At 74.5% G+C, this 26,931-nt stretch carries 28 protein-coding genes; 14 read left to right on the plus strand and 14 right to left on the minus strand.

Annotated elements, in window-relative coordinates; all coding sequences use genetic code 11:
* The first annotated feature begins 67 nt into the window (after positions 1-67).
* The gene (locus ACFWWU_RS21600) at positions 68-301 is read left to right on the plus strand and encodes a hypothetical protein (protein ID WP_384147432.1); all 234 of its coding nucleotides are present in this window, start codon (positions 68-70) and stop codon (positions 299-301) included.
* 21 nt (positions 302-322) lie between these two features.
* Here ACFWWU_RS21600 and ACFWWU_RS21605 read toward each other — a convergent pair whose 3' ends face one another.
* Positions 323-1,159, minus strand: coding sequence for a methyltransferase domain-containing protein (locus ACFWWU_RS21605; protein ID WP_384147433.1), 837 nt, complete (start codon positions 1,157-1,159; stop codon positions 323-325).
* Positions 1,160-1,249: 90 nt separating this feature from the next.
* The gene (locus ACFWWU_RS21610; protein ID WP_384147434.1) at positions 1,250-1,792 is read right to left on the minus strand and encodes a GNAT family N-acetyltransferase; all 543 of its coding nucleotides are present in this window, start codon (positions 1,790-1,792) and stop codon (positions 1,250-1,252) included.
* A 185-nt stretch (positions 1,793-1,977) separates the two neighbouring features.
* On the opposite strand from ACFWWU_RS21610, the gene ACFWWU_RS21615 reads away from it, so the two are divergent.
* From ACFWWU_RS21615 to ACFWWU_RS21625, 3 genes are all read left to right on the plus strand, one after another.
* On the plus strand, positions 1,978-3,195 hold the full coding sequence (locus ACFWWU_RS21615; protein ID WP_384147435.1) for a sulfite oxidase: 1,218 nt from the start codon (positions 1,978-1,980) through the stop codon (positions 3,193-3,195).
* 178 nt (positions 3,196-3,373) lie between these two features.
* Positions 3,374-4,609: an aminotransferase class I/II-fold pyridoxal phosphate-dependent enzyme gene (locus ACFWWU_RS21620; RefSeq protein ID WP_384147436.1), complete on the plus strand. Its 1,236-nt coding sequence runs from the start codon at positions 3,374-3,376 to the stop codon at positions 4,607-4,609.
* Positions 4,610-4,664: 55 nt separating this feature from the next.
* A complete protein-coding gene (locus tag ACFWWU_RS21625; protein WP_384147437.1) occupies positions 4,665-5,735 on the plus strand; it encodes an MBL fold metallo-hydrolase in 1,071 nt (356 codons plus the stop codon).
* Here ACFWWU_RS21625 and ACFWWU_RS21630 read toward each other — a convergent pair.
* Both ACFWWU_RS21630 and ACFWWU_RS21635 read right to left on the minus strand, forming a co-directional pair.
* Positions 5,715-6,470, minus strand: coding sequence for a DedA family protein (locus ACFWWU_RS21630; RefSeq protein ID WP_384147438.1), 756 nt, complete (start codon positions 6,468-6,470; stop codon positions 5,715-5,717). The genes ACFWWU_RS21625 and ACFWWU_RS21630 overlap by 21 nt on opposite strands.
* Positions 6,467-7,246 (minus strand): MBL fold metallo-hydrolase, encoded by a 780-nt coding sequence (locus ACFWWU_RS21635; protein ID WP_384147439.1) that lies wholly within the window; start codon positions 7,244-7,246, stop codon positions 6,467-6,469. The genes ACFWWU_RS21630 and ACFWWU_RS21635 overlap by 4 nt, the downstream gene beginning before the upstream one ends.
* Before the next feature lie 137 nt (positions 7,247-7,383).
* Here ACFWWU_RS21635 and ACFWWU_RS21640 point away from each other — a divergent pair, with 137 nt between their 5' ends.
* The 6 genes from ACFWWU_RS21640 (at position 7,384) to ACFWWU_RS21665 (ending at position 11,873) form a co-directional block, all read left to right on the plus strand.
* Entirely contained in the window at positions 7,384-7,788 is a 405-nt protein-coding gene (locus tag ACFWWU_RS21640) for a recombinase family protein (RefSeq protein WP_384147440.1), read from the plus strand.
* 246 nt (positions 7,789-8,034) lie between these two features.
* Positions 8,035-10,137, plus strand: a complete 2,103-nt coding sequence (locus ACFWWU_RS21645; RefSeq protein ID WP_384147481.1) for a phage holin family protein — start codon at positions 8,035-8,037, stop codon at positions 10,135-10,137.
* A gap of 115 nt (positions 10,138-10,252) precedes the next feature.
* Complete coding sequence (locus ACFWWU_RS21650) at positions 10,253-10,639, plus strand: hypothetical protein (protein ID WP_384147441.1); 387 nt, start codon at positions 10,253-10,255, stop codon at positions 10,637-10,639.
* Positions 10,640-10,698: 59 nt separating this feature from the next.
* Positions 10,699-10,857: a hypothetical protein gene (locus tag ACFWWU_RS21655; RefSeq protein WP_384147442.1), complete on the plus strand. Its 159-nt coding sequence runs from the start codon at positions 10,699-10,701 to the stop codon at positions 10,855-10,857.
* 196 nt (positions 10,858-11,053) lie between these two features.
* The gene (locus tag ACFWWU_RS21660) at positions 11,054-11,368 is read left to right on the plus strand and encodes a hypothetical protein (protein ID WP_384147443.1); all 315 of its coding nucleotides are present in this window, start codon (positions 11,054-11,056) and stop codon (positions 11,366-11,368) included.
* 82 nt (positions 11,369-11,450) lie between these two features.
* Positions 11,451-11,873, plus strand: a complete 423-nt coding sequence (locus ACFWWU_RS21665) for a hypothetical protein (RefSeq protein ID WP_384147444.1) — start codon at positions 11,451-11,453, stop codon at positions 11,871-11,873.
* Here the strand turns inward: ACFWWU_RS21665 and ACFWWU_RS21670 are convergent.
* Positions 11,863-12,681, minus strand: coding sequence for a helix-turn-helix domain-containing protein (locus tag ACFWWU_RS21670; protein WP_384147445.1), 819 nt, complete (start codon positions 12,679-12,681; stop codon positions 11,863-11,865). The two genes, ACFWWU_RS21665 and ACFWWU_RS21670, sit on opposite strands and share 11 nt — an antisense overlap.
* Positions 12,682-12,772: 91 nt before the next feature.
* On the opposite strand from ACFWWU_RS21670, the gene ACFWWU_RS21675 reads away from it, so the two are divergent.
* A complete protein-coding gene (locus ACFWWU_RS21675) occupies positions 12,773-13,078 on the plus strand; it encodes a 4a-hydroxytetrahydrobiopterin dehydratase (protein WP_384147446.1) in 306 nt (101 codons plus the stop codon).
* A gap of 51 nt (positions 13,079-13,129) precedes the next feature.
* Positions 13,130-13,864, plus strand: a complete 735-nt coding sequence (locus tag ACFWWU_RS21680; protein WP_384147482.1) for a class I SAM-dependent methyltransferase — start codon at positions 13,130-13,132, stop codon at positions 13,862-13,864.
* Here the strand turns inward: ACFWWU_RS21680 and ACFWWU_RS21685 are convergent.
* Both ACFWWU_RS21685 and ACFWWU_RS21690 read right to left on the minus strand, forming a co-directional pair.
* Entirely contained in the window at positions 13,851-14,363 is a 513-nt protein-coding gene (locus tag ACFWWU_RS21685; protein ID WP_384147447.1) for a hypothetical protein, read from the minus strand. The two genes, ACFWWU_RS21680 and ACFWWU_RS21685, sit on opposite strands and share 14 nt — an antisense overlap.
* Before the next feature lie 81 nt (positions 14,364-14,444).
* Entirely contained in the window at positions 14,445-15,323 is an 879-nt protein-coding gene (locus ACFWWU_RS21690) for an NmrA family transcriptional regulator (protein WP_384147448.1), read from the minus strand.
* 151 nt (positions 15,324-15,474) lie between these two features.
* Between ACFWWU_RS21690 and ACFWWU_RS21695 the strand changes: the two genes are divergently transcribed.
* Both ACFWWU_RS21695 and ACFWWU_RS21700 read left to right on the plus strand, forming a co-directional pair.
* The gene (locus ACFWWU_RS21695) at positions 15,475-16,407 is read left to right on the plus strand and encodes a cupin domain-containing protein (protein ID WP_384147449.1); all 933 of its coding nucleotides are present in this window, start codon (positions 15,475-15,477) and stop codon (positions 16,405-16,407) included.
* Between the two features lie 88 nt (positions 16,408-16,495).
* Positions 16,496-17,461: a class I SAM-dependent methyltransferase gene (locus ACFWWU_RS21700; protein WP_384147450.1), complete on the plus strand. Its 966-nt coding sequence runs from the start codon at positions 16,496-16,498 to the stop codon at positions 17,459-17,461.
* A 16-nt stretch (positions 17,462-17,477) separates the two neighbouring features.
* On the opposite strand, the gene ACFWWU_RS21705 is transcribed toward ACFWWU_RS21700, so the two are convergent.
* From ACFWWU_RS21705 to ACFWWU_RS21735, 7 genes are all read right to left on the minus strand, one after another.
* Entirely contained in the window at positions 17,478-17,942 is a 465-nt protein-coding gene (locus ACFWWU_RS21705; RefSeq protein WP_384147451.1) for an RICIN domain-containing protein, read from the minus strand.
* Between the two features lie 61 nt (positions 17,943-18,003).
* On the minus strand, positions 18,004-18,798 hold the full coding sequence (locus ACFWWU_RS21710; RefSeq protein WP_384147483.1) for an aldo/keto reductase: 795 nt from the start codon (positions 18,796-18,798) through the stop codon (positions 18,004-18,006).
* 99 nt (positions 18,799-18,897) lie between these two features.
* Positions 18,898-19,656: an ABC transporter ATP-binding protein gene (locus ACFWWU_RS21715; RefSeq protein WP_384147452.1), complete on the minus strand. Its 759-nt coding sequence runs from the start codon at positions 19,654-19,656 to the stop codon at positions 18,898-18,900.
* Positions 19,653-22,475: an ATP-binding cassette domain-containing protein gene (locus ACFWWU_RS21720; protein ID WP_384147453.1), complete on the minus strand. Its 2,823-nt coding sequence runs from the start codon at positions 22,473-22,475 to the stop codon at positions 19,653-19,655. Before ACFWWU_RS21720 ends, ACFWWU_RS21715 begins: the two co-directional genes overlap by 4 nt.
* A 12-nt stretch (positions 22,476-22,487) precedes the next feature.
* Positions 22,488-23,774 (minus strand): ABC transporter substrate-binding protein, encoded by a 1,287-nt coding sequence (locus tag ACFWWU_RS21725; protein ID WP_384147454.1) that lies wholly within the window; start codon positions 23,772-23,774, stop codon positions 22,488-22,490.
* 113 nt (positions 23,775-23,887) lie between these two features.
* The gene (locus ACFWWU_RS21730; protein ID WP_384147455.1) at positions 23,888-25,717 is read right to left on the minus strand and encodes an AMP-dependent synthetase/ligase; all 1,830 of its coding nucleotides are present in this window, start codon (positions 25,715-25,717) and stop codon (positions 23,888-23,890) included.
* A 305-nt stretch (positions 25,718-26,022) separates the two neighbouring features.
* Positions 26,023-26,898, minus strand: a complete 876-nt coding sequence (locus ACFWWU_RS21735) for a LysR substrate-binding domain-containing protein (RefSeq protein WP_384147456.1) — start codon at positions 26,896-26,898, stop codon at positions 26,023-26,025.
* Positions 26,899-26,931: the final 33 nt, after the last annotated feature.

Below are 26,931 nucleotides of genomic sequence, written 5' to 3' on the forward strand. Positions count from 1 at the left end.
GTCCGGTCGGGGCGGTGGCTCGCTATCCTGGGCAGAGCGGTGGCGGGCGGAGGGACGGGGGTCCGAGATGGCCACTTGGGCGACGGCCGAGTGCCGGTGCGGACACCCGCGCTTCCGTCACGCGGAGCCCCGGTTCGCGGGCCGCTGCGGCGTCTGCCTCTGCGAGACGTTCGCGCTGCCGCCGCCCGAGCCGGGCTTCCTGGACCCCGAGCCGGCACCGCCCGAGCCCGACCGCACGCCGCATCCGAGGTGCCCTGTCCAGGACCCGGACTGCCTCGGGTTCCACGACTCCCTCTACTGAGCGCCTCCAGCGGTGTGGTGGTCAGGACACCCGGCACACGATCTCGCCGTGCGGGACCATGAACCAGGCGTCCTCCCGCTCGCCCCACTCCCGCCAGGCCTCGCCGATCGCCGTCAGCTCGGCGGCGGTCGCGTGGCCGCCCTGCACGGCCAGCTCCGCGTAGACCGAGGCGGTCGTCCGGTCCGCCCACAGGCCGCTCCACCAGGCGCGCTCCTCCGGGGTGGCGAAGCACCAGGTGCCCGCGGTCGTCGTGACGTCGGTGAAGCCGGCCTGCCGGGCCCACGCGAACAGGCGCCGCCCGGCGTCCGGTTCGCCGCCGTTCGCCCGGGCGACCCGGTGGTACAGATCCAACCACCCGTCCAGCGCGGGTCGTTCGGGGAACCAGGCGAAGGCTCCGTAGTCACTGTCGCGGGCCGCGACGACCCCGCCGGGCCGACACACCCGCCGCATCTCGCGCAGGGCCTGGACCGGGTCGCCGACGTGCTGGAGTACCTGGTGGGCGTGGACGACGTCGAAGGAGTCGTCGGGGAAGTCCAGGGCGTGGACGTCCGCCACGGCGAACTCGACGTTCTCCAGGCCGCGTTCGGCGGCGACCGCGCGGGCCTTGTCCAGGACGTCTTTCGCGGCGTCGACCGCGGTCACGCGGCCGGGCGTCACCAGTGCGGCCAGATCGGCCGTGATCGTGCCGGGGCCGCAACCCACGTCCAGGACGTCCAGTCCCGCACGCAGCTCGGGCAGCAGGTAGGCGGCGGAGTTGGCGGCGGTCCGCCAGCTGTGCGAGCGCAGGACGGACTCGTGGTGGCCGTGGGTGTAGACCGCGGTCTCGTGGGCCGCGGACGGGGCGGGGGCATGCGTCATGGAAGCGACTCCCTCGGTGTGGGTGCGTTCCTTCACCGTACGCACTCGCGCCGAATAGTGAGACCCGCGTCTTGGGATGTGGACATCGGCTCAGCTGAACAGCTCCCGCCGGTAACGGAGTTCCTCCAGCTCTCGCCCGCCCGTGACGTCACGGACGGTCGTGCCGTCGGGCCGCCAGCCCGCCGCCTCGTAGAACCGCCGGCCTCGCGCGTTCCCGGCGAGGACCCACAGGACGGCGGTACGGAACCCGGCCGCCGCGAGGGCCTCGGTGGACGCGGCGAGCAGGGCCCGTCCGACGCCCGTGCCCCACACCTCCGGGAGGGAGTACAGCGCCGCCAGTTCGGCGGTGGCGGCGGGGTCGAGCCCGCCGGGCTCGTCGGCGGCCCCTTCGGCCCAGGCGCGGAAGCAGGAGAAGGCCACCACCCGCCCGCCGCCCGCCGTCGCCAGGAGCACCGTGGGCCGATCCGGCGCCGCCAGGCGGGCGCGCCACACGGCGGCTCGCTCGTCCGGGTCCAGGGCGTCCAGGTACGCCCCGGGGAGCAGGTCGCGGTAGGCGGCCCGCCAGGACAGGACGTGTACGGCGGCGAGGGCCGCCGCGTCCTCGGGAAACGCTTCACGTATCGCTGTCGGCATGCCGCATTCTCGGCCCGGAAGGCCGCGGTGCGCTCCCGTATTTCCGGGAGCCGCCCCGGCCTGGCGGCCCGTGTGTGACAGCACCGTGAACGGATCGTCCCGGCACTCTCCCGGCCACCCCCCCCGCCCCTAGGATCGGCCCGCCGCCGCCCGGTGGCGCACCTGCCCCCGTGCCGAGGAGTCCCGTGCCGTACTCGCCCGCGCCCGACCGCCGCTCCCTGCTGAAGCTGGTCGCGGCGGCCCCCGCGGTCTCCGCCCTCGGCGGGCTCGCCGTCGCCGCGCCCGCACGCGCGCTCGCGGCACCCGCGAGCGGGGCCGTCGTGCCCGGCATCGTCAAGGCGCTCCCGCCCGAGTGGTTCACCGCCCGGGGCACCAACGCCGAGGCGCGGTTCGACTCCTTCGCGGACACCGGGCTCCTCACTCCCGCCGACCGCTTCTTCGTCCGCAACCACACCTCCACGCCCGTCATCGACGCCGCCGACTGGCGTCTCACGCTCTGGGGCGACGGACTCCTCGGCCGCGGCCCGGTCCGCTTCACCTACGGGCAGCTCCGTGACCTGCCCTCCGTCACCCGAACGGCCCTGATCGAGTGCGCCGGAAACGGCCGCAGCCTCTACACCAGCCAGCAGGGTGAGCCCGTCACGGGCACCTCCTGGACCCTCGGCGCCGTCGGCGCGGCCCGCTGGCGCGGTGTCCGCCTCGCCGACGTGCTGCGACGCGCCGGGATCGCCCGCGACGCCGTCGCCCTCCAGCCGCGCGGCCTCGACGACCCGTACGTCTCCGGGGGCGTCGACTTCGGCCGGGTCCGCCGCCCGCTGCCGGTCGCCAAGGCCTTCGACGACGTCCTCCTCGCGTACGAGATGAACGGCGAGCCGCTCCCGTACGACCACGGCCACCCGGTCCGGCTCGTCGTGCCCTCCTGGGTCGGCATCGCCTCGATCAAGTGGCTCGGCGACATCGAGGTCTCCACCCGCCCGCTGACCTCGCCCTGGTCCACGGACTGGTACCGCCTCCTCGGACCTGCCCACCCGTCCGGCGGCAGCGCCCCGATCGGCGTCCAGACGATCAAGTCCGCGTACGAACTCCCCTTCGGCGCCACTCTGGAGGCCGACCGCGTCCACCGGCTCACCGGGCGCGCTTGGTCCGCCCACGCACCCGTCCGCTCGGTCGAGGTCTCCACCGACGGCGGGACCCACTGGCGGCGGGCCCGGCTCCTCGACACCCCGAGGCGGAACGGCTGGGTCCGCTGGACCGCGCCGTGGCGCCCGCACCGCACCGGGCCGGTCACCCTGCTGTCCCGTACGACCGACGCCGCCGGCAACACCCAGCCCGAGCGGGCCGTCCACAACACCCAGGGCTACCTCTTCGACGCGGTCGTACGCCACCCGGTGACCGTCGCCTGAGCCGATCGCCGGCGCGGCACCCGGCCCGGCACCCGGCCCGGCACCCGGTCCGGCACCCGAAGCGCCTCCCGAGGCGGCTCCCGAAGCACCTCCTGGAGCGGCGAAACCGCCCGGATCTTCGTATAAAGGGCTCGGGGCGCCGTTCCCGGTGCCCCCGTGTGCTCAGGAGGTACGGGACATGCACCACACGGCTCCGGAAGGCCGAGGCCCGGTGCGCTACGGCCCTCCCGCGCCCGACGCGGGCCTGCCCGTCCTCCCCGGGCTCGCCGCCCTCCTCGCGGCCGCGGCCGGCCGGACCACCCCCGAGCCGCCCGGCGGCGGACCCGTCCTGCGGGAGGCGGCGGCCGGCTACTGGTGGCGCCGCGGCCTGCGGACGCACGCCGAGGACGTGGTCGCGGCCCCCGGCGCCCCCGCCCTCCTCCTCGCCCTGGTCGCGGCACACGGCGGCGACCTGCTGCTGCCCCGCCCCTGCCCCGCCTGGTGGACCCCGCAGGCCCGCCTCCTCGGCCGCCCCGCCTACCACGTACCCACCCCCGCCGAATGCGGCGGCGTCCCCGACCCGTACGCCCTCCTGGAGACCGTCCGGCGGGTCCGGGCCGAGGGCGGCGACCCCCGGGTCCTGCTGCTCTCCGTCGCCGACGACCCCACCGCCACCGTCGCCCCGCCCGAGATCGTCCGCGAGGCCTGCGAGGCCGCCGTCGCCGAGGGCCTCCACGTCATCAGCGACGAGACCTGGCGCGACACCCTCCACCACCCGCACGACACCGTGCTCATCAGCCCCGCCGAGATGTGCCCGGACGACGTCACCGTCCTCAGCGACCTCGGCGGCGCGCCCCTCACCCCGGCGGCCTGGCCCTGTGCCGTCGCCCGCTTCCCGCCCACCGACCCGTCCCGCGCCGACCGCTGGACCGACCGCAGGGCCCGCGTCCTGGACGTCCTCACCGCGATCGGCGCCGTCGTCCCGGGCCCCGTCGCCCCGGCCGCCGCGCACGCCCTCGACGAACCCGAGGACGTGACCGTACGGGCCCGGCGCGCCGCCACCGTCCACGGCCGGCTCGCCGCCGCCGCGCACCGCACCGCCCTCGCCGCCGGGGCCCTCTCCAGACCCCCGCAGGCGGGACGCCATCTCTACGTGGACCTCGGCAGGCTGAGGTCGGGACTCGCCGCCCGCGGCGTCACCGACTCCCTGGAGCTGGAGAGCCATCTGACCGTGCGACTCGGCGCCCCCGTCCCCGGAGGCCACCGCTTCGGGGACGAACTCGGCGCCCTGCGCGCCCGGTTCGGCACCGAGATGTTCCTGGGCGCCACCGCCGAGGAGCGCGCCGAGACCCTCGGATCCCGGAACCCCGAGGAACTCCCGCATGTGGCCCGCGCCTTGACGGACTTCGGCGGAGCACTGGAGGAACTCCGGTGAACCAACCCGGCCACCCCGCCCACCCCGTACGAGCCGCGCAGGACGGAGCCCGCAGATGACCGAACGGACGGCACGCCCCGCCCGGGCCGCCCAGGCCCCGTACCCTTCCGACGCCCCCGCGGCCACCGCCCCCGACCGGCTCCCGGCTCCCGCCCCCACCTCCGTACTCCAGCCGATCGGCCGGCTGCGCGCGGATTGGCCCCGGACCTTCGTCGACCGGCTCACCGCGCCGCTCCCCGGCGTCCGCGCCATGGCGCGGCTGGCCCGCGAGGGCGCCGTGCGGCCCCGCCGCGAAGGCCTCCGCGACGTCCCGCTGCTCCCCTTCGAGCCGGGGCCGCTGCCGTCCGCCGGACCCGACACACTCGCCGTCACCTGGGCGGGGCACGCCAGTTGGATCCTGCGGCTCGGCGGACTCACCGTCCTCACCGACCCGGTCTGGTCCCGCCGGATCTTCGGCACCCCGGCCCGGCTCACCCCGGTCGGCGTCCGCTGGGAGGACCTGCCGCCCGTCGACGCGGTCGTCATCAGCCACAACCACTTCGACCACCTCGACGCCCCCACCCTCAGGCGACTGCCCCGGCGCACCCCCGTGTTCGTCCCGGCCGGGCTCGGACGCTGGTTCACCCGCCGCGGGTTCGGCCGCGTGACCGAACTCGACTGGTGGGAGGCGGCCGAACTCGACGGCGTGCGTTTCGACTTCGTCCCCGCCCACCACTGGTCCAAGCGCACCCTCCTGGACACCTGCCGCTCCCTGTGGGGCGGCTGGGTGCTCACCGACCCGTCGGGGCGCCGTGTCCACTTCGCGGGGGACACCGGCTACGGCCACTGGTTCGCCGAGATCGGCCGCCGCTTCCCCGGCATCGACCTGTCCCTGCTCCCGATCGGGGCGTACGACCCCCGCTGGTGGCTCAGCGACGTCCACACGGACCCGGAGGAGGCGGTCCGCGCCCATCAGGACCTGGGGGCACGGCGGATGGCCCCCATGCACTGGGCCACCTTCGCCCTGTCCGCCGAACCCGTCCTGGAACCCCTCACCCGGGTCAGGGCCGCCTGGGAGAAGGCGGGGCTGCCCCGCGAGGACCTGTGGGACCTCCCGGTGGGCGCCTCACGGGTGCTGGCTCCCTGACGACCCCGCACCCTCGGAGGCCCCTGCACCGCCGGCCGACCCGCCGCCCCCCGACCCCGGACCGCCTGACGACCCCGCACCCCCAGAGGGTCCCGCCACCCGTCCGGAAGATCCCCGCACCCGGCGCCACAGCGACGGCAGCGCGCTGAACAGCACCGTCAGACCCACCGCCGCCACGACGCCCTGCCACGGCTCAGGGAAGAGCGAGCCGCCCAGGATCCCGATCAGCTGGTACGTCGCCGCCCACGCGAGGCACGCCGCCACGTCCCCCCGCGCGAAGCGCCGCAGCGGCATCTTCGCGAGCAGGCACGCCAGCATCACCGGGATCCGCCCCGCCGGCACCAGCCGGGACAGCACGAGCACCGACACCTGATGGGTGTCGAGCCGCTGCTGCGCCTGCGCGAGCCGCTCCGGCGTCGCCCGGCTCCGCAGCGCGGCCAGCCACCGCGAGCCGTTGCGGGAACGGACCCCGCGCTGCCCGAGCCAGTACAGCGCGATGTCCCCCAGGAACGCGGCGAACGCCGCCACCAGGAAGACGAAGAGCAGCGACAGCGGCGAGGACTGGTGGAAGGCGACCACCGCCGCCGAACTGACGATGGCGCCCGTCGGCACGACCGGCACCAGCGCGCCCAGCGCCACGAGCAGGAACAGCGAGGGGTAGCCGACCGCCTGCTGCGTCGACTCGGGCGGCAGCTCGCGCACCGCCCCGGCGATCCGGACGAGACCGTCGATCACCGGGCGACCTCCGGCCGCACCCGCTCGCCGTGGGCGAGCAGGTGCACCGCCACCTTCGGCGCGAGCCGTGCCGCCTGACGGACGAACTCGTCCCCCGGCGCGTGGAACTCGTGCGGCCGGACCCCGTCGAGCCCGATCGGCCAGTACGTGCCGTAGTGCACGGGCACCGCGGCCGCGGGCGACAGCGCGGCGAGCGCCTGGGCCGCGCGGCCCGCGTCGAGGTGGCCGTGCCCGAGGTACGGGCCCCAGCCGCCCACCGGCAGCAGCGCCACGTCCACCGGACCCACCGCCTCCGCCATCCCGTCGAACAGACCGGTGTCCCCGGCGAAGTACGTCCGCGCCTCGCCCTCGACGACGTACCCGAGCGCGGGGGAGCGGTGCGGTCCGACCGGCAGCCGCCGCCCGTCGTGGAGCGCCGGAACGGCCCGTACCGTCACGCCCTCGACCGTCACCGTGTCGCCCGGCTCCACCTCGGTCAGCCGCAGCCCGTTCCCGTCGAGCCTCCGCAGCCCCGGTACGGCGGCGGGCGCGCCACGCGGCACGAGGACCCGCGTCCCGGGCGCGAGCCGGGCCAGCGAGGGCACGTGCAGATGGTCGGCGTGCAGGTGCGAGACGAGGACGGCCTCGGCGCGGGTGGCCTCGGGCGGCGGCAGGGGGCCGCGTCGGCGCCGAAGGTGCGCGAGCCGGCGGGTGAACAGCGGGTCGGTGAGGAAGCGGACCCCGGAGTCCTCGACCGTGCAGGTCGCGTGACCCCACCAGGTGACCTCCACCGGCATGCCGCCTTCCGTCGTCGGGGGCTCCGGCCGCCGCGCCCCGATGTCCGCGACCGTTCCGTACCTCCGTAACGAGGGTAAATGTCCGGAGCGTGCTCCGGAGGATGTTCGGCCGTGCCGTTCCCCAGTAGGGTCGGTCCATGGACGACGTTCGGGTGGCGGCGATCGCCAGCCTCACCCCGCTCGAAGAGCTGGACAGCGACCCCTTCCTGGTGGACACCCGCGGCCAGCACGAGCAGTGCGCCCGCTGGGTCGTCGACAAGGGGTACGCGCTCGTCCGCCAACTCCTGTTCTACGGCATCCGTCCCGACCACGCGGCCCTGTGGCAGGACGTGGAGGCGGGCGAGGTGGACCTCTTCGTCGCCGCCAACGAGCGGGTCCTCGCCCGGGCCTTGACGTCGGTGTCCGGCTTCCGCGCCGAGTGCGAGCGCCGCGGGGTACGGGTCGAGACCGTCGGCCTCGACGAACCGGCGTACGACACGGCGGCCAAGGCCGGCGTGCACCGGCGGCTCTCGATGCCCACCGCCGGCTACGACGGCTCCTGACCCACGGCGGCCGGGTGCGTCGGCCGCCGACGCGCCACCCCTGACGACGGCTCCTGACCCGCCCGCACCACGCGTCGCGCGAGCGCGCGACCTGACACACCCGGGCCGTCCGCCGTCACCCGTTTCCCGTCTTGACCGTGGGCGTTGTGCCACGCTTGGGGCAGGAAACGGGCGAAAGGTGAATCGGGCGTGGGAGACGGGCGATGGGGTGGCGCCGGCCGCTGGCGGATAACGGGCCGCGCGGTGATGCGGATGATCGTCGTCTGGGCGGTGTCCACCCTCACCATGCTCGCCCTCGCCGGACTGCTCCCCGACTTCGAACTCCAGTCCGTGGACGGCGACAGCCTGACGAGGACGGCCGTCACCGCCGCCACCGCCGCGGGCGTCTTCGGTCTGCTCGGCGCGCTCGTGTGGCCGGTGATCGTCCGCGCCCTCCTCCTCGTCCCGGCGCTCGTCCTCGGCCTGCTGGTGTTCTTCCTCAACGGCTCGCTGCTGCTCGTCGCGCTCTGGCTGACCCCCGACGGGCGCGGCGCCGCCGACCCCGAGACCGCCGTCGTGGTCGCCGCCGTCATGTCCGCCGTCGCCTCCGCCACCGCCACGGCCCTCGCCGTCCGCGACGACGACGCCTACCGGCGCCGCCTCTACCGGCTCACCGGCCGCACCCGGCCCCGCGACCCCGAGGACTCGCCGGAGGCCGCCCCCGGCACCGTCTTCCTCCAGCTCGACGGCGTCGGCCACCACGTGCTGCGCGCCGCCGTTGCCGACGGGCTCATGCCGACCGTCGCCGACTGGCTCGACGCCGGCCACCGGCTCACCCCCTGGCGGACCGACTGGTCCAGCCAGACCGGCGCCAGCCAGCTCGGCATCCTGCACGGCTCCAACGAGGACGTGCCCGCCTTCCGCTGGTACGAGAAGGACACCGGCCGGCTCATGGTGTCGAACCGGCCCGCGAGCGCCGTGGAACTCCAGCGGCGGGCCGTGCGCCGCACCGGGGACGGCGGGCTGCTCACCTTCGACGGCGCCTCCCGCGGCAACCTCTTCAGCGGCGGCGCCGACCAGCTCGCCCTGGTCCTGTCGATGGCCGCCCGGCGCGGCAGGCGCAACCGCTCCCGGGCCGGCTACTTCGCGTACTTCTCCGACCCGGCCAACGCCGTCCGCACCGCCGGCTCGCTCGTCACCGAGTGCGTCCGCGAGATGTCCCAGTCGACCCGGGCGCTGCTGCGCCGCGAGACGCCGAGGGTCTCGCGCGGCGGCACGTACCCCTTCGTCCGCGCCTTCGCGACGGTCGTCGAGCGGGACGTGGTGGTCTCCGCCGTGATGGGGGACATGCTGGCCGGGCGGACCGCGGTCTACGCCGACCTCGTCGCGTACGACGAGGTGGCCCACCACTCCGGCCCGCACGGCCGGGACACCGACCAGGTCCTGCGCAGCCTCGACCGCGCGATCGCGCTGATCGCGACCGTCGCCGAGCACGCCCCGAGGCCGTACCGGATCGTGCTCCTCTCCGACCACGGGCAGAGCCCGGGCGAGACCTTCGAGTCGGCGTACGGCCTCTCGCTCAAGGAGCTCGTACGGGCCGGGTGCGGGCTGCCGGTGCCGCGCCGCGTGCGGCGCACCCGCAGTGGTTCGGAGGCGCGCGACGCGGCCAGGGACGCGCTGCGCAGCGCCCTGCACCGGCCGCTCGACGAGACCGGCGAGGCGGCGAAGGAGCTGCCCGCCAAGCTCTCCGAGCCGGTGGTCCTCGCCTCGGGCAACCTCGGCCTGATCTCCTTCCCCGACGTGCCGCACCGGATGACCCGCGAGGAGATCGAGCGGCGCCACCCGGCGCTGCTGCGGACCCTCGCCCACCATCCGGGCGTCGGCTTCGTGCTCGTGGCGAGTGCCGAGCACGGCTCGCTCGTCCTCGCCCGCGACGGCGTGGAGGTGCCCGTCGCCGAGCTCGCCGACGACGGGCCGCTGGCGGTCTTCGGGCGGGGCGCGGCGGACGCCGTGCGCCGTACGGACGGCTTTCCGCACGTCGCGGACATCATGGTCAACTCGATGTACGACCCGGCGACCGGCACCGTGCACGCCTTCGAGGAGCAGATCGGCTCGCACGGCGGGCTCGGCGGCGAGCAGTCCCACCCCTTCCTGCTGTCGCCGCCGGAGCTGACGGCGCCGGTCGGCGCGGGGGAGGAACTGGTCGGCGCGGAGCGGGTCCACCGGGTGCTGCGACGCTGGCTGCGCGAGTCGGCGGGCCCGCAGGTGCCGCTGGGGCCGGTGCGGTCGCGGGAGATCTCGCCGTCGATCGGCGCGTCGGAATCACGTCATCCGGTTGATGATCCGGTCGTGCGGGACAAGAACCCCTGACGTGGGCGCCCTGACCGCCGGTGCGGTGAATCCGGGGCCCCGGGCGTAGGCCGCCCGGGCGGATCTCGGCCCCGGAGCGCCGCGTGCGGACCCGCGCGGGGCAGGACGCATCTCCGTGAGCCCCGTGCCCGAGCCGACCGCGACGCCCGCCACCCCGGCGGGCCGCCGGACGCGCCTCGCGCCGGGCGGATCCCGGTGGGTCGCGCTCTTCCTGATCCTCACCGCCCTGTTCGGCACGGGCGCGGCCAACGCCCTCCCCGGTGGCGCCGAGCTCCGCGCCACTGCCGCCGCCCCGGCCTCCGACCCGGGCGGCGAGACGTTCGACCCGGCAGCCGCGGAGGCGGGGCTTCCCGGCCGGGCCAGGCGGCGGCGCACGCGCGTCCGGCCCGTCCCGCCGCGCAGCGGCCCCCGTCCTGCCCGCCGCCGCTCCCGTACCACCGCCCCCGCTCCCGTACCCGCCCCGCGTGGCGACGCGCTCCGGCGCGTGGTGATGCGCTGCTGACAGGCCCGGACCTCCCGGCAGTCCGCCCAGCCATCCCCCCCCCCGCGAGGAGTTCCGCCATGCCCGTCGACCCGTACGCCGTCCTCCAGGCCCTGCTGCGCGCCGAGGCCTCCCGAGCCCAGCGCGCCGACCGCCGCGCCGCCGAGCCCGCCGAACCGGCGCGGCCCGCCCAGGTGACCGAGCAGCCGCCCGCCCCCCGGGAGTACCCCACCCGCTGAACGACCGGATCCGAGCCGGGCGCGGGCGCGGGCCGACGCGGGCCCCGCGGACATACGATGTGCGGACGTACGAGGCTGATCCCATGACCTCGACCGACCGGAACACCAGCCCCGATCGGTCCGCCGAACCCGCGTCCGGCCCGGGCCGGAGATCGGCTGGTTCCCCTTCGTCGCCTTCTGGCAGACCGCCGTCGACATGACCGTCGCCTACGGCGTCGACGCCCCGCACGGCCACCGGTGCGGGTCCGGCGCCGTCGACGGCCGGGCGGCGGTCCAGCCGTCACCCGACTGGACCGCCGCCGACACGACGCAGCATGGCGAACACCCCACCGGAGTCGGCCCGTACGACACTCCCCAGCCACGCGAAGCAGCACCGGCACCACCAGCGCGGCGCGAGCACGACCATCCCGCCGGGACCGCTCACGTCACGGGCACGACGACACGGCTGTCCGGAGTCCGGCATTACCTCGCGGGTAATCGACCGCTCCCGGGCCGCGCGGCATGCTCGTGAACACCGGAACCCGGGCGGCGCACTCCGCTCGGGCTCCGGACCCACCACCAGCCCCGACGTCCCCCATGGAGGGTGATCCGCCATGTCCCAGGCCCTGTTCACCGGACTTGCCCGCACCGCCCGGCCGCAGACCGCGCTGCGCCGGTTCCTCGCCCTCGACGCCCTGGTCACCGGGGCCAACGGGCTCGCCTACCTGACGGCCTCCGGCCCCCTCGGCGAGCTCCTCGGCATCGACGCGGCCCTGCTGCTCGAACTCGGCGTCCTCCTCACCGCGTACGCCGCCGGCGTCGCCTGGCTCGCGAGCCGCCCGCAGCCCCCCGCCCTCGGCGTCAAGCTCGTCGTCGACCTCAACGCCCTCTGGGCCGTCCTGAGCGTCGTCGCGCTCTTCGCCTGGCTGGAGCCGACCACCGCGGGGCTGCTGTGGACGCCGATGCAGGCCGCCACCGTCGCCGGGTTCGCCCTGCTCCAGTGGACCGCCCTGCGAGCCGTCCCGGCTACTCGCTGACCGCCGCCGCCAGGGACTGGAGGTACGCGACCGTCTCCGCGTCGGCCGGCAGCAGCGTCTCGATGGCCAGCTCGGCGACGGTCACGTCCATCGGCGTGTTGAACGTCGAGATCGACGACACGAACGACAGGATCCGCCCGTCGTGCTCGATCCGCATCGGCAGCGCGATGTACGGATACGGCTCCGCGTCGGGCACGCTCTCCTCCTCCGCGCCCGGCGGCAGCGGATACGCCGCCACCTCCTCGTACAGCGCGCGCAGGGCCTCCGACCGGGCCAGGGCGATCTGCCGCTCCATCTGCGCCAGCAGATGCCCCCGCCACTCCCGCAGGTTCCGGATCCGCGGCGCGAGGCCCTCCGGGTGGAGGGTGAGTCGCATCGCGTTCAGCGGCGGGGCCAGCAGATGCTCCGGCAGCCCGCCGAGCAGCAGCCCGATGCCCCGATTGGCCGCCACCACCGTGTACGAGCCGTCCACCACGAACGCCGGATACGGCTCGTACCCCTGCAACAGCCGCTCGATGCCCTCCCGCAGCACCTCCAGGTGCGGGGCGCCGAGCGGCGACTCCGTGTACCGGGGGGCGTAACCGGCGGCCAGCAGCAGCGCGTTCCGCTCCCGCACCGGCACGTCCAGGTGCTCGGCGAGCCTGAGGATCATCTCCTCGCTCGGCCGGGAACGGCCCGTCTCCACGAAGGAGATGTGCCGCGCCGAGGAATCGGCACGCAGCGCGAGCTCCAGCTGACTCAGCCGCCGCTGCTCACGCCATCCGCGCAACAGCGGCCCTACCCCCGTGTCGCTCACGACAGTTGTCATGGCCAGACGGTATCCCAGAGGGGGACCCGGGTAGCTTCCCCGGGGGACCCCGTCCCGCACCGCGCACCACCCCATCGGAGGGAGCACCACCGTGCCCACACAGCCGCTGTCGCAGAAGGAGATCGAGGACCGACTGCGGGAGCTCCCCGGGTGGTCCGTCGAGAGCGACCGTCTCCACCGCACCTACCGGCTCGGCGACCACTTCGCCGCGACCGCCCTCGTCGTGCACGTGGCCCAGATCCAGCAGGAGCTCGACCACCACTCCGACCTGACCCTCGGCTACAACACCGTGGCCCTGTCCGTGAACACCCACGACGCCGGCGGGACCGTCACCGAGAAGGACTTCCGGCTCGCCGAACGAGTGGAGGGAATCGCCCCGGGCCACGGCGCCAACTGACCCGCCGGCCCCCTCTCTTCCGACCATATGATCACCGGCATGGCGGACACCATGCTCGACTACGAGGCCGAGGCGGCGCACTACGACCGGACCCGCGGAGGTGTGCCCCGCGCCGAGGCCGCGGCCGAGGCCGTGCTGCGCCTCGTGCCGCCCGGGGCGCGTACGCTCCTCGACCTCGCCTGCGGCACCGGCCTCGTCACCGAGCGCCTCACCGGGACCGGGCTGCGCGTGTACGGGGCCGACGCCGCCCACGCGATGCTGCGGACGGCCACCGGGCGCCTGCCGGGACGGACCGTCCGCGCCGACGCCCGGCAGCTGCCGCTACCCGACGCCTCCCTGGACGCGGTCTCCGCCGTCTGGCTGCTGCACCTCGTCCCCTTCGCACCGGAGATCGTCGCCGAAGCCGCCCGCGTCCTGCGCCCCGGCGGTGTCCTGATCGCCACCGTCGACAAGGACGCCGCCCACGACGTCGACAGCGACATCGACGAGGTCCTCCGCCCCCACCGCTCGGAGTCCGGCGCCACCGACCGCTCGGACCTGATCACCCGGCACGCCGCCGCCCACGGCCTCGACCCCGCCCCCGGCACCGACTTCGCCGGCCACGGACAGGGCAGGACCCCGCGCGACACCGTACGGAAGCTGCGCAGCGGCTACTTCGCCTCCTGGTTCGACGGCGACACCGCGTCCGTCGACGCGCTCGCCGCCGCCCTCACGGCCCTCCCGGACCAGGACCGCCCCCGTGACGACCCTCGCTACCGGCTGGCCCGCTTCGTCAGGCGCGGCTGAAGTCCATCACCCAGTTCGTCACCCACGCGGGTCCGTCGCCGGGGTCCCCGCCTTCGCCGTCCGCCGGCGCGAAGGCCTGCTCCCAGCGGGCCGCGTCCGCGCCGATCCCCGACCAGTGGAACCGCACCCGGACCGGGCGACCCGCATACGTGTCCGTCCCGTGGAAGGTGCCCGTACCGTCCTCCGCGAAGCGGCCCCTGACCGGCGGATCGAGCCTCCCCGTGGCGCTGTTGGACCAGTTCAGCGTCCACTCACCGGTCTCCGGCTCGTACAGCCGCAGCGTCAGACCGCTGAACCCCTTCGACGGGAACACGATCTCGTCGGCGTGCGCGCGGCCGTCCCAGAACAGCCGTCCCGTCGTGTGCCCGTCGAACTCCTCCCAGCCGCTCTCCGGGTCGAGGAAGTCCCCGAGCCATCGGTTGCGGACGTTCCACTTCCCGTCGAGGAAGTCGAAACCCCGGTGCTTCTCCTGCTCGTCCTGCTGCTCGGTGAAAGTCATGGCCGGACTGTACGAGGCCTTCACTGACACCTTCTGTCAGTGAAGGCCGGCGATCTTCGTCGGTCCGCGGCCCCGCACCCCTCAGGCCACCGGGCCGCCCCAGGTATCCGCCGCGAACGCGGCGAACGAGCGGGGCTCGCGCCCCAGGACCCGCTTCACCCCGTCCGTCGCCGAGGCGTTGTGGCCGTCGAGGAGCGTCGCGAACAGGGCCGCGAGCCACTCGGCCTCCGGCGCCGGGAGGCCGAACCCCGTGAGGAGTCCGGCGTACTCGGCCTCCGGCATCGCCTCGTAGACCACCGGGCGACCCGAGACGCGCGCGATCTCCGCGGCGACCTCCGTGAAGGACACCGGCCGCGGCCCCGTCACCTCGTGCACCCGCCCCGCGTGCCCGTCCGTCGTCAGGGTCTCGACGACCACGTCCGCCAGGTCGTCCGCGTCGATGAACGGTTCGAGCGTGTCACCCGCGGGGAAGACCACCGTCCCCTCCGCGACCCCTTCCGCGAGCAGCCCCTCGGAGAAGTTCTGCGAGAAGAAGGAGGCCCGCACGACGGTCAGTTCGACCCCGGAGGCCGCCGTCCGCAAGGCCTCCTCCGCCGCGACCGCCTCGGGCTCGCCGCGCCCGGACAGCACGGTCAGCCGCCGTACGCCGTTGTCCCGGGCGAGGCGTCCGAATTCCCGCATCGCCTCGACCGCGCCGGGGGCGGCGAGGTCCGGGTAGTAGGCCACGTACGCGGCGTCCGCGCCCCGCAGCGCCGGACCCCAGGTCTCCGGGGCCTCCCAGTCGAAGGGGGTCGATCCGGTACGGGACCCGGCGCGGACCGCCACGTCGCGCGCCGCGAGCCGCTCGGCCACGCGCCGCCCGGTCTTGCCGGTGGCGCTCGTCACCAGGATCGTCCGCCGCGTGTCGTTCGTGTCGTTCGCGGAGTTCAGGTCGCTCGTCGTGTTCGTGTGCGTCGTCATGGCTCAAGACTCCCGCCCACGGCCCCCGCCGCCCATGCTCCGCAGTCTCACACCCCTACGCCTGCGTCTCATGTGCGCCCCTAGGGGGTCTGTCGCCGACCAGGCCGGGCTCGCGGCGTGATCGACAGGACACCCCCTAGGCTTGCCGACCATGGACGCACTCGCCGGACTCCTCGACGGGCCCCGCGCCAGGGGCGCCTTCCTCCTCCGCATGATCATGGAGCCGCCGTGGTCCGTGCGCATCGAGGACGGCGCGGCGATCTGCCTGATGTGCGTCACCGAGGGCGAGGCCTGGATCGTCCCCGACACCGGCGAACCCGTCCTGCTGAAGCCCGGCGACATCGCCATGGCCCGCGGCCCCGAGCCGTACACCGTCGGCGACGCCCCCGACGCCCCGCCCCGCGCCGTGATCGGCCCGGACGGCGCCTGCACCACCCTCGCCGGGGAGCCGCTCGCCGAGACCATGCGGCTCGGCGTCCGCACCTGGGGCAACGCCCCCTCCGGCGGCAACACGGTCCTCATCGGCACCTACCGGATGGACGGCGAGGTCGGCCGCCGGCTGCTGGACGCCCTGCCGGGGCTGCTGCACCTGCCCGCCGACGCGTGGAACTGCCCGCTCATGCCCTTCCTCGGCGAGGAGATCGCCCGCGACGAACCCGGCCAGAGCGCCGTCCTCGACCGGGTCCTCGACCTGATGCTCATCGCCGGCGTCCGCGCCTGGTTCTCCCGTCCCGGAGCCCAGGCGCCCGCCTGGTACCGGGCGATGGGCGATCCGGTGGTCGGCCGCGCGCTGCGGCTGCTCCAGGACGACCCCGCCCACCCCTGGACCGTCGCCTCGCTCGCGGCCAAGGCGGGCGTGTCCCGGGCCGCGCTCGCCCGCCGCTTCGCCGAGCTCGTCGGCGAGACCCCGATGGCGTACCTCACGGGCTGGCGGATCGCGCTCGCCGCCGATCTGCTGCGTGAGACGGACACCACCGTCGAGGCGGTCGCCCGGCAGGTCGGCTACAGCGGCGCGTTCGCCCTGAGCGCCGCCTTCAAACGGGTACGCGGCCTCAGCCCGCAGGAGCACCGCGCACGGAGCTGAGCGGAGCGCGCGGCGGATCGGTGCTGTGTGCTTTGCCGGACCGGCAACATTTCTCGCGCATTCCGCCGCCCCGCCGCACCCTGGAACCATGAGTCAGCACCGCGCATCCCACCCCGGCCACGACCACGGGCAGCACCACGACCACGGCCAGAAGCACGACGCCGGTCCGAACCACGACCACGACCACGGGCCCGGCCACCACCACGGCGGCACCCCGCTGGACTGGAACCAGCTGGCTTCGCACCTGGAGCGGCAGGCCGAGATCGCGAGCTCCGCCTACGCCGAGGCCGCCGCCTGGCTCGGCACCCTCGCCCCGGTCTACGGCGTCCGGCGCGTCCTCGACATCGGCAGCGGTCCCGGCGTCGTCACCGGCCTGCTCGCGGAGGCCTTCCCGGCCGCCGAGACCGTCGCCGTCGACGGCACCCCCGAACTCCTCGTACGGGCCCGCGACCGCGCCGACGCCCGTGGTCTCGGCGCCCGGGTCTCGACCCTCCACGCCGAACTGCCCGAGGCCATCGGCACCCTCGGCGAGGCCGACCTCGTCTGGGCGGGCAACTCCCTGCACCACATCGGCGACCAGCGGGCCGCGCTCGCGGAGTTCGCCGGCATCCTGCGCCCCGGCGGCCTGATCGCGCTCGTCGAGGGCGGCCTGCCCACCCGCCACCTGCCGTGGCACATCGGCATCGGCCGACCGGGCCTCGAAGCACGCCTCGACGCCGCCCACGCCGACTCGTTCGGCGAGATGCGCGCCGGACTGCCCGGCTCCGTCGACGAGCCGGACGACTGGCGGGCGCTCCTCGCCTCCGCCGGCCTCACCCCCGCCGGCACCCGCACCTTCCTCACGGACGTCCCCGCGCCCGTCCCCCCGGTCGTGCGGGAGCTGGCCGTCTCGCACTACGAGCGGCTGCGCGAGGGCTTCGGCGACCGGCTCGACGCGGACGACCGCAAGACGCTCGACCGGCTCCTCGACCCGGCCGACGAGAGGTCCCTGCACCACCGCACGGACGTCTTCCACCTCACGGCCCGGACCGTCCACACCGCCCGCAAGGGCTGACGGCCGGGGTGCGACGTCAGGACACCGGCTCCAGCCGCCACCACTGGGAGGGGGAGTCGGTGTCCTCCCACTGGCGTACGGACGCGCCGGCCTCCCGCGAGTCGTCAGCGACCTCAAGGAACAGCCCGCTGACGAAGCTCACGAGAGCCACCGTGCCCGGCGACTGGAGGTCCTGCTCGATGATCCACTCCTGCGCGCCGAAGTTGTTCGGCTTCCACTGCTGGATCAGCGCGCCGTTCTCCGTGGACGCGTTCATGACGTCGAGCCGCTTGCCGCTGGCCGCGTTGACCAGGTGGTAGAGGCCGCCGCCGTTCGGCACGGGCGCGATGTGCCAGTGCTGCCCGGGGGTTCCGCTCTCGGGCCCCTGCGCCATCTTCGCGCCGCTGCGGCCCGACCCCTCGGGTACCTCCAGCAGGAGCCCGCTCGCCACGTTCCGTACCCGGTAGAGGCCCTCCTCGACGGGCCCCGGGGCACCCTTCACCGTATGTCCCCCTGCCTCGACGACCGACCTCTCACGCACCGACCTCTCACGCACCGCCCGCTCACGCACCGACGTGGAATTCGGCCGGGTCCGGCCCGATGCGGCGGTTCTCGTCGAGGGCGGCGATCGCCGCCAGGTCCTCCGGGTCGAGCGCGAAGTCGAAGACGTCGATGTTCTCGCGGATGCGCGACGGGGTCACCGACTTCGGGATCACCACGTTCCCCAGCTGGACGTGCCAGCGCAGCACCACCTGGGCCGGCGTCCGCTCGTGCTTCCGCGCGATCGCCACGATCGCCGGAACCTCCAGGAGCCCCTTGCCCTGGCCGAGCGGCGACCACGCCTCCGTCGCGATCCCGTGCCGGGCGTGCGCCTCGCGCGAGGCCGACTGCTGGAGCTGCGGGTGGAGCTCGATCTGGTTGACGGCCGGCACCACGGACGTCTCGCCGATGAGCCGCTCCAGGTGCTCGGGAAGGAAGTTCGAGACGCCGATCGCCCGCGCCCGCCCGTCCGCGTGGATCTTCTCGAGCGCGCGGTACGTGTCGACGTACGCGTCCTTCGACGGCAGCGGCCAGTGGATCAGGTACAGGTCGACGTGGTCGAGGCCCAGCTTGTCGAGCGAGGCGTCGAAGGCGCGCATCGTCGCGTCGTAACCCTGGTCGCCGTTCCACACCTTGGTGGTGACGAACAGCTCCTCGCGCGGGATCCCCGAGGCGGCCACGGCCTGCCCGGTGCCGCGCTCGTTCTGGTAGATCGCGGCCGTGTCGATCGAGCGGTAGCCGGCCTCCAGGGCGGTGGCCACGGCCGTCGCGGCCTCGTCGTCCGGCACCTGCCACACGCCGAAGCCCAGCTGCGGCATCGGCACACCGTTGTTCAGGGTGCGGGAAGGGACCTTGTTGTCCGTGCTCACGTGCGCTCGGTCCTTACGTCGTCGGGGGCAATCCCCCGTACAACGATCTCAGTCCTCCTCGCATTCCGCGGCGCCCGGAGACGTGCCGAGATACGCCTCCCGTACGGCCGGGTCGGCCCGTACCCCGGCGGCCGTCCCCTCGGCCAGGACCCGGCCGAGGTCCAGGACCACGACGCGCGAGCACAGCTCCATCACGAAGGGCACGTTGTGCTCGACGAGCAGCACCGCGCAGTTCTCCTCCTCGGCCATGTGGCGGACGACGGCGGCGAGTCGGCGGCGCTCGTCGGCGGTCGTCCCGGAGGCCGGTTCGTCGAGGAGGAGCACCCGAGGCGGGTCGGCGAGGGCCCGGGCGAGCTCGACCATGCGGGCCTGCCCGACCGGCAGCGCGCCGGCGTACGCGTCCGTGAGCGCGTCGAGCCCGCACTCACGGAGCACGGCGGCGGCCCGCTCGCGGTGGCGGCGCGCCCCCGGCCGCAGCCCGCCCCGCCAGTCCTGGGCCACCACCAGGTTGTCGGTCACCGTCAGCTGCCCGAAGAGCTGCTGCCGCTGGAAGGTCCGGCGGATGCCGTGGCGGGCCCGCCACACGGGGGAGCGGCGGGTGATGTCCTCGTCCGCGAACGTGATGCTTCCGCCGTCGGGCCGCCGGATCCCGGACAGGACGTCGAACAGCGTGGTCTTTCCGGCGCCGTTCGGCCCGATGAGGCCGCAGATCTCTCCCGGGCGTACGGAGATCGTCACGTCACGCAGGGCGTGGACGCCGCCGAAGCGGACGTCGACCCCGGCGGCGTGGAGCATCGCACGTGTCATCGGCGGACTCCCGTCCCCAGATAGGCCTCGGCGAGCCGGTCCGTGTCCACCTCGGACCGCGGCCCGGACCAGGCGATCTCGCCCTGTGAGAGGTACGCGACGGTGTCGGCGATTCCGAGCACCTCGGCCGCCTTCTCCTCGACGAGGAGCAGCGCCGTGCCGCTCGCCCGCAGTTCGGTGAGGAGGCGGAAGACCTCGTCCACGACGCGCGGCGCGAGTCCGAGGGAGGGTTCGTCGGCGACGAGGACCGCGGGTGGGCGCTGGAGGAGCGGGGCGAGCGCGAGGAGCTGCTGTTCGCCGCCGGAGAGGGAGCCGGCGGCGACGGAGCGGCGGCCCGCGAGCGCGGGAAAGCGCGCGTACACGGCGTCGCGGTCCTCGGGCGTGGGCAGTTGCAGGGCCAGGTTCTCCTCGATGGAGAGTCCGGCGAAGACTCCCCGCCCCTCGGGCGCGAGCCGTACCCCGCGCCGGGCCCGCTGGACGGTGTCGTCCCCGGTGGCGTCCCGGCCCCCCACGTGGAGGGTCCCGGCGGACGGCCGGAGCAGGCCGGCGGCCACCCGGCACAGGGTCGACTTCCCCGCCCCGTTGGGCCCGAGCAGCACGAGCACCTCCCCGCCGCGGACCTCCAGATCGACCCCGTGCACCACCGCCGCGCCCCCGTACCCGGCCCGCACGCCGCGCAACGCGAGCGCGGGCACGGGCACGAGCGTGGGCACCCCGGAGTCGGGCTCCGGTCCCGCCTCGTTCCGCGGGCGGACGATCGGGGTTCCGGCGGGATCCGGGGTTCCGGCGGGAGCCGTGTCAGGCGCCGACGCCGACCCCCGCACGGGCACCGGCACCGGCGCGTTCCCCCGCACCGACATCCCCGGCACCGACATCACCCGCACTCTCGACCCCCGCACTCCCGACCCCCGCGCGGCCGCCCGGGCCGCCCGCCGCGAGGGCAGCGCCGCGCAGTACCCGTCCGGATCGTTGGCGAGGGCCAGACCCGCCAGACCGAACAGGATCACCGGCAGGTGCGCGGACTCCGTCACGTACGTCGCCATCAGATGCGGGACCACCGCGAAGGCCAGCCCCGCCACCACCGCGAACTGCGGGCGCCGCACCCCCGCCGCGACCACCACGGCCAGCCACACCAGACCCGTCATCGCCGTGAAGTCCGTCGCCGTGATCCGCGTGTTGTACGAGGCGTACAGCACGCCCCCGAAGCCCGCGAGGCCCGCCGACACCGTGAAGACCAGGAGCTTCGTGTGGACGACCGACACCCCGGAGGCAGCGGCGGCCTCCGGCGCCGACCGGACCGCGAGCACGGCCCGGCCCCACCGGGAGCCGCGCAGCCAGGTCAGTAGGCACACGACCGCCCCGGACAGCAGGACCAGCGCGACCCCGAGCGCGCGGTCGTCGGCGAGGTCCACCGGGCCGAGGACGGGGCGCGGGATCTCCCACCCCGAGTCCCCGTTGCGCAACCACCCCACCTGGAACAGCACCTGGTCCGCCAGGAACGCGAGGGCCAGGGTGGCGAGCGCCAGCGACCGGCCGCCGAGCCGCAGCGCGGGCAGCGCGACCACCGCGCCGAGCAGCGCCGCCGAGGCCGTGCCGACCGCCGCCGCGGCCGCGAACGGCCAGCCGTGGCTCATCAGCAGCCCCGCCACCAGCGCCGCGCCCGTCACGAACGTCGCCTGGGCGAGCGACACCATCGCACCGAGGCCCGTGACCACCGTGAACGACATGAAGACGAGCCCGATCGCGAGGCCCTGCGCGAGGATCCCGGACCAGAACGGCGTGGTGACCGTGTAGAAGGCGGTGGCGAGGAGGACGCCCGCGACGACCCACACGCCCCATCTGCGGCCCCAGCGCTTCCCGGCGAGATAGTCGACCGGCGGCGGATCCGCGGCGGCCGTGCCCGCCGCCCGCCCGCGCCGCGCCAGGACGACGAGGCCGCCGAAGAGGATCAGGAACGGCACCGCCGTACGGAATCCGGTGATGTCCTCGGCGAACGACGCGTACCCCGCCACCAGGTTCTGGAGCACCCCGAGTCCGAGTCCGCCCGCGAACGCGAGCGGCACGGAGAGGAAGCGGCCGAGCACCGCCGCGGTCGCCGAGACGAACAGGAACAGCGTGTAGTCGTGGGCGGAGAGGCCGAGGAGCGGGGTCGCGAGGACCCCGGCGAGGCCCGCGAGGCCCGACGACAGCATCCACGCGATCGAGGACAGCCGGTCCGCGCTGATGCCCCGCAGCTCCGTCAGCGAGCGGTTGTCCACGGCGGCCCGCAGCCGGAGCCCGAGCCGGGTGTGCCGCATCAGCACCCACAGACCGGCCGCCACGAGTGCCGTCGCGACCCAGGTGATCAGCTGGTCGGAGTCGACGCCGACGCCGTCGAGGGGCTGCCAGGACACGGCGGGGCTCGGGCCGACACCGGGCAGCCCGAACTGGTTCTCGGCGGGCTGGACCGGGGCACCGGCCCGCTCCAGGAGCTCGACCGCCCACAGCCCGGCCGCGGGCAGCGCGACCAGCAGGCCGATCGTGGCCACGATCTGCGCCGTCTCGCCGACCCGGGCCAGCTTGCGGAACATCAGCCGGTCCAGGCCCCAGCCGAGCGCGGGCGCGACGACGCACACGAGCAGGAGCGCCGTCGGCACGGCGGGCCAGCCGAAGCCGGAGTGGAGCTCGTAGAAGGCGAGCGCGCAGAGGTAGGCGGTGGCGCCGTGCGCGAAGTTGAAGAGTCCGGAGGCGGAGTACGACAGCACGAGCCCGGTCGCGAGCAGCGCGTACAGCGCGCCCGAGACCAGCCCGCTCAGCACGAAGCCCAGCAGGTCACCCACGGTGCGGCGCCCTCATCCGAAGGGGATCGGCGGGTAGCACCTGAACGGCACCGCCACCTCGTAGCGTCCGTTCTTCAGCCGGACCAGCGCACCGCAGCCGAAGCTCTCCTGCTGCCCCTTGGGCTCGGCCCGGTCGCCGACGAGCGTGCCCGTGTCGGAGAAGCCGGCCGCCGCCCGCTGGAAGGACTCGACGGTCAGGTCCTTGCCCGCCTTCGCGGCGATGGACAGGAAGAGGTCGGCCGACATGTACCCCGTCATCATGTGCATGTTGAGCGGTACGGCCTTCCCGCCCGCGGCCTTCCTGATGTCCGCCTTGAACTGCGTCATCGCGGGGCTCTCCGCCTCGAACGGCTGGAACTGCAGCAGCACATGGACCCCGTCGAGCGCCTGACGCGTCGCGTCCTTCGCGAGCAGCCCGGGGTCGTAGTCGGTCGGGTCGGAGATGACGCCCTTGTAGCCGGACCGCTTGAGGGCGGTGAACAGGCCGATGTTGTACGGGGTCTGCATCACGGAGACGACGGCGTCGGGCGCGCCGCCGCCCGGACCCGAGCGGAGGATCTCCTTCGTGTACGCCGACCAGTCGCTGGGCAGGGAGGTCGCGGGCACCGCGGCCTTGGCGTACGCGACCTGGAAGCCGGCCGCCTTGAAGCCCTGGGTGAAGGTACGGATGCCGAATTTTCCCGCGTCGTTGTCGCCGGCGATCAGCGCGACGGACTTGCCCCGCGCGCCGCCGAGGACGGTGGCGAGCCCCTCCGGCCAGGTCTGGTTGAGGGTGCCGCCCGGGGTCGGGACGAGGCAGCCGTTGAACCCGTAGAGGTACTTCGGACCGCAGAACGAGGGGAGCGTGCCCCAGCCGATGGTGGGCACCTTCTGGCCGTCGAGGAAGTCGGCTCCGGCGAAGGTGACCGAGCTCATGGGGGAGACGGCGAAGACCTTGTCCTGCTGGACGAGCTTGCGGGCCGCCGCCAGGTTCCTGGCAGGGTCCTGGCCGTCGTCCTCGGCGCCCAGGTAGTCGATCCTGCGCCCGTTGACCCCGCCCTCGGCGTTGGCCCGGTCGTAGCGCGCCTTGGCGCCGAGATCGGTGTCCTTCTTCGAGTAGCCGCTCGCCGTGGTCATGGAGACGATGCCGCCGACCTTGATCGCGTCGGCGGTGACACCGCGTGCGGAGCCGCCGGGGGAGCCGGGCCTTTCCGAAGTTCCTCCGGTCGAGGCCGAGTTGCAGGCTGTCGCGAGGAGCAGGGCCGCTGCTGCGGCGGCGAGGGTGCGGATCGGTCGCAGGGTGCGGGTCGGTCGCAACACGGTCGGTCGTCCCTCCGTCGGGTGACCGCATTCTGTGACCGAGCTGATGAACCGTCAATAACTGACGCAACGTCAATTGATGGGGTGTCAGAAACTCTCGACCTTCGCTCCGGTCACCCGTACAGCGCTTCGACCTCCGCCGCGTACGCCCGCTCGATCGCCTTCCGCTTCAGCTTCAGCGACGGGGTCAGCAGCCCGTGCTCCTCGCTGAACGGATGCGCCAGGATCCGGAACGTACGGATCGACTCCGCCTGTGAGACCAGCGTGTTGGCCGCCACCACGCCCCGCCGGATCTCCGTCTCCAGAGACGGATCGCGCACCAGCTCGGCCGGCGAGAGCGGCGCCCGACCCTGCATCGCCAGCCAGTGCTCCACCGCCTCCTGATCGATCGTCACCAGCGCCGCGATGTACGGCCGGTCGTTGCCGACGACGATGCACTGGGCGATCAGCGGATGGGCCCGCACCCGCTCCTCCAGCCCCGTCGGCGCGACGCTCTTGCCGCCCGAGGTCACCAGGATCTCCTTCTTCCGCCCGGTGATCGTCAGATAGCCGTCCTCGTCGAGCGAGCCCAGGTCGCCGGTGGCGAGCCAGCCGTCGTTGAGGACGGCCGACGTCGACCGCGGATCGTTGAGGTAGCCGGAGAAGACCTGCCCGCCGTGCAGCCACACCTCCCCGTCCTCCGCGATGTGCACCGTCGTCCCCGGGACCGGCTGCCCCACCGTGCCGTACCGGGTCCGCTCCGGCGGGTTCGCGGTGGCGGCCGCCGACGACTCGGTCAGCCCGTACCCCTCGAAGACCGTGATCCCGGCGCCCGCGAAGAACAGGCCCTGCCGGCGGGCCATCGCCGAACCGCCCGACATCGCGTGCCGCATCCGCCCGCCGAGCGCCGCCCGGATCTTCCCGTACACCGTCTTCTCGAAGAACTGGTGCTGCACGCGCAGCGCGGCCGACGGCCCCGGGCCCGTGCCGAACGCCCTCTGCTCCAGCGCCTCCGCGTACGCGACCGCCACCTCCACGGCCTTGTCGAAGGGCGCCGCGCGCCCCTCGCTCTCCGCCTTGCGCCGGGCCGCGTGGAAGACCTTCTCGAAGACGTACGGCACGGCGAGGACGAAACTCGGCCGGAACGCCGCCAGATCCGGCAACAGTTCCGTAGCCGCCATCACGGGCTGGTGCCCGAGCTTCACCCCGGCCCGGACCGCCGCCACCTCCACCATCCGCCCGAAGACGTGCGCCAGCGGCAGGAACAGCAGGGTCGACGCCTGCTCCCCGGGCCGGGACCGGAAGACCGGGTCCCAGCGGCCGGTCAGCATGTCCGACTCGAACATGAAATTGGCGTGGGTGATCACACAGCCCTTCGGGCGGCCCGTCGTTCCCGAGGTGTAGATGACCGTGGCCACCGACTCGGGCGTCACCGCCCGCCGGTGCCGCTGCACGACGTCCTCGTCGATCTCCGCGCCGGCCGCCGTCAGCTCGGCCACGGCCCCCGCCCCCGAGTCCAGCTGCCACAGACGCTGGAGCCGGGGAAGCCGGTCGATCACCGACCCGATCGTCATCGCGTGGTCCTCGTGCTCCACCACGCACGCCGTGACCTCGGCGTCGTGCAGCATCCAGAAGACCTGCTCGGCGGAGGACGTCGGATAGACCGGCACGGGCTGCGCGCCCAGCGTCCACAGCGCGAAGTCGAACAGCGTCCACTCGTAGCGCGTACGGGACATGATCGCGACCCGGTCGCCGAACCGCACACCCTGCGCGATCAGCCCCTTGGCGAGCCCGAGGACCTCGTCCCGGAACCGCGCGGCCGTCACGTCCCGCCACTCGCCGTCCCGGCCCTTGCGGCCGAGCGCGACCCGGTCCGGGTCGGCGAGGGCGTGGTCGAACACGGCGTCCGCCAGGCCGCCGACCTGAGGCGCCGCCGCGACGGGCGGCACGGTGAACTCGCGCACTGGCCTGCTCCTCCCTCGACGGCTCGTCGGCTCGTCGGCTCGACGGCTCCGCGGACCGGTGGCTCGGTGGCTGAAAGGGACCGCTGTCGCGCTCCGTACGGCGCGGGTGACGGTACCCCACCCGCCTGCCCGGCGGGAGGGCCTTCACCAAGCCGGGACATTCCGTGTTCCTCCAGGTCAGGGCGGGTAGGAGAGTCAAGTCACGGGTGCGGCGGGTTCGTTGCAGACCGCCCGGTACGCCCGCCCGGCGCGAATCTCCACGGAATCTGTACCCCCTGCGCACGGGGGCTCACCGAGAGCCCCGCTCAGCGCGGCCGGTGCAGACGGTCGCCGCCCGCCAGGATCGCCTCCGCCAGCGCGTCCGCCGCCTCCTGCGCCGCCCCGCCCCGCCGCCCCCGGAGCAGGACGAACCCGACCTCGCCCAGCTCCGGAAGCCCCGCGCGGGCCGGTACCGGGACGAGTCCCTCCGGCACCAGGCCCCGCGTGTGCGCCATCACCCCGAGCCCCGCCCGGGCCGCCGCGACGTTCGCACTCAGGCTGGAACTCGTACACGCGATCCGCCACGCCCGGCCCTGCGCCTGCAACGCCTCCAGCGCCCGCGCCCGCGTGATCCCCGGCGGCGGGAACAGGATGAGCGGCACCGGCCGGTCCGGCTCGACCCGCAGCCCCGGCGCCCCGATCCAGACCAGGGAGTCCTGCCACACGAGCCGCCCCTCGCTCTCCTCGCCCTCCTCGCCACGCCGCTTCGCCAGGATCAGATCCAGCCGGCCGGCCGCCAGCCGCGCCTGGAGCGTCCCCGACAACTCGACCGTCAGCTCCAGGTCGACCTCGGGATGCTCGCGCCGGAAGGACTCCAGGATCTCCGGCAGCCGGGTCGTCACGAAGTCCTCCGACGCCCCGAAACGCAGCCGCCCCCGCAGCCGCGTCCCCCCGAAGTAGGCCGCCGCCCGCTCGTGCGCCTGGAGGATCGCCCGCGCGAAACCGAGCATCGCCTCGCCGTCCTCCGTCAGCTCCACGCTGTGCGTGTCCCGCGAGAAGAGAGGACGCCCCGTCGCCTCCTCCAGACGCCGAACGTGCTGGCTGACCGTCGACTGCCGCACGCCGAGCCGACGCGCGGCCTGCGTGAAGCTCAGCGTCTGGGCCACGGCGAGGAACGTGCGGAGCTGCGTCGGTTCGTACATGGAACGACCGTACTCATCATGAACCGCGATGAC

It is taken from the genome of Streptomyces sp. NPDC058650, assembly GCF_042717315.1.
In the GTDB taxonomy this organism is placed as follows: Bacteria; Actinomycetota; Actinomycetes; order Streptomycetales; family Streptomycetaceae; genus Streptomyces.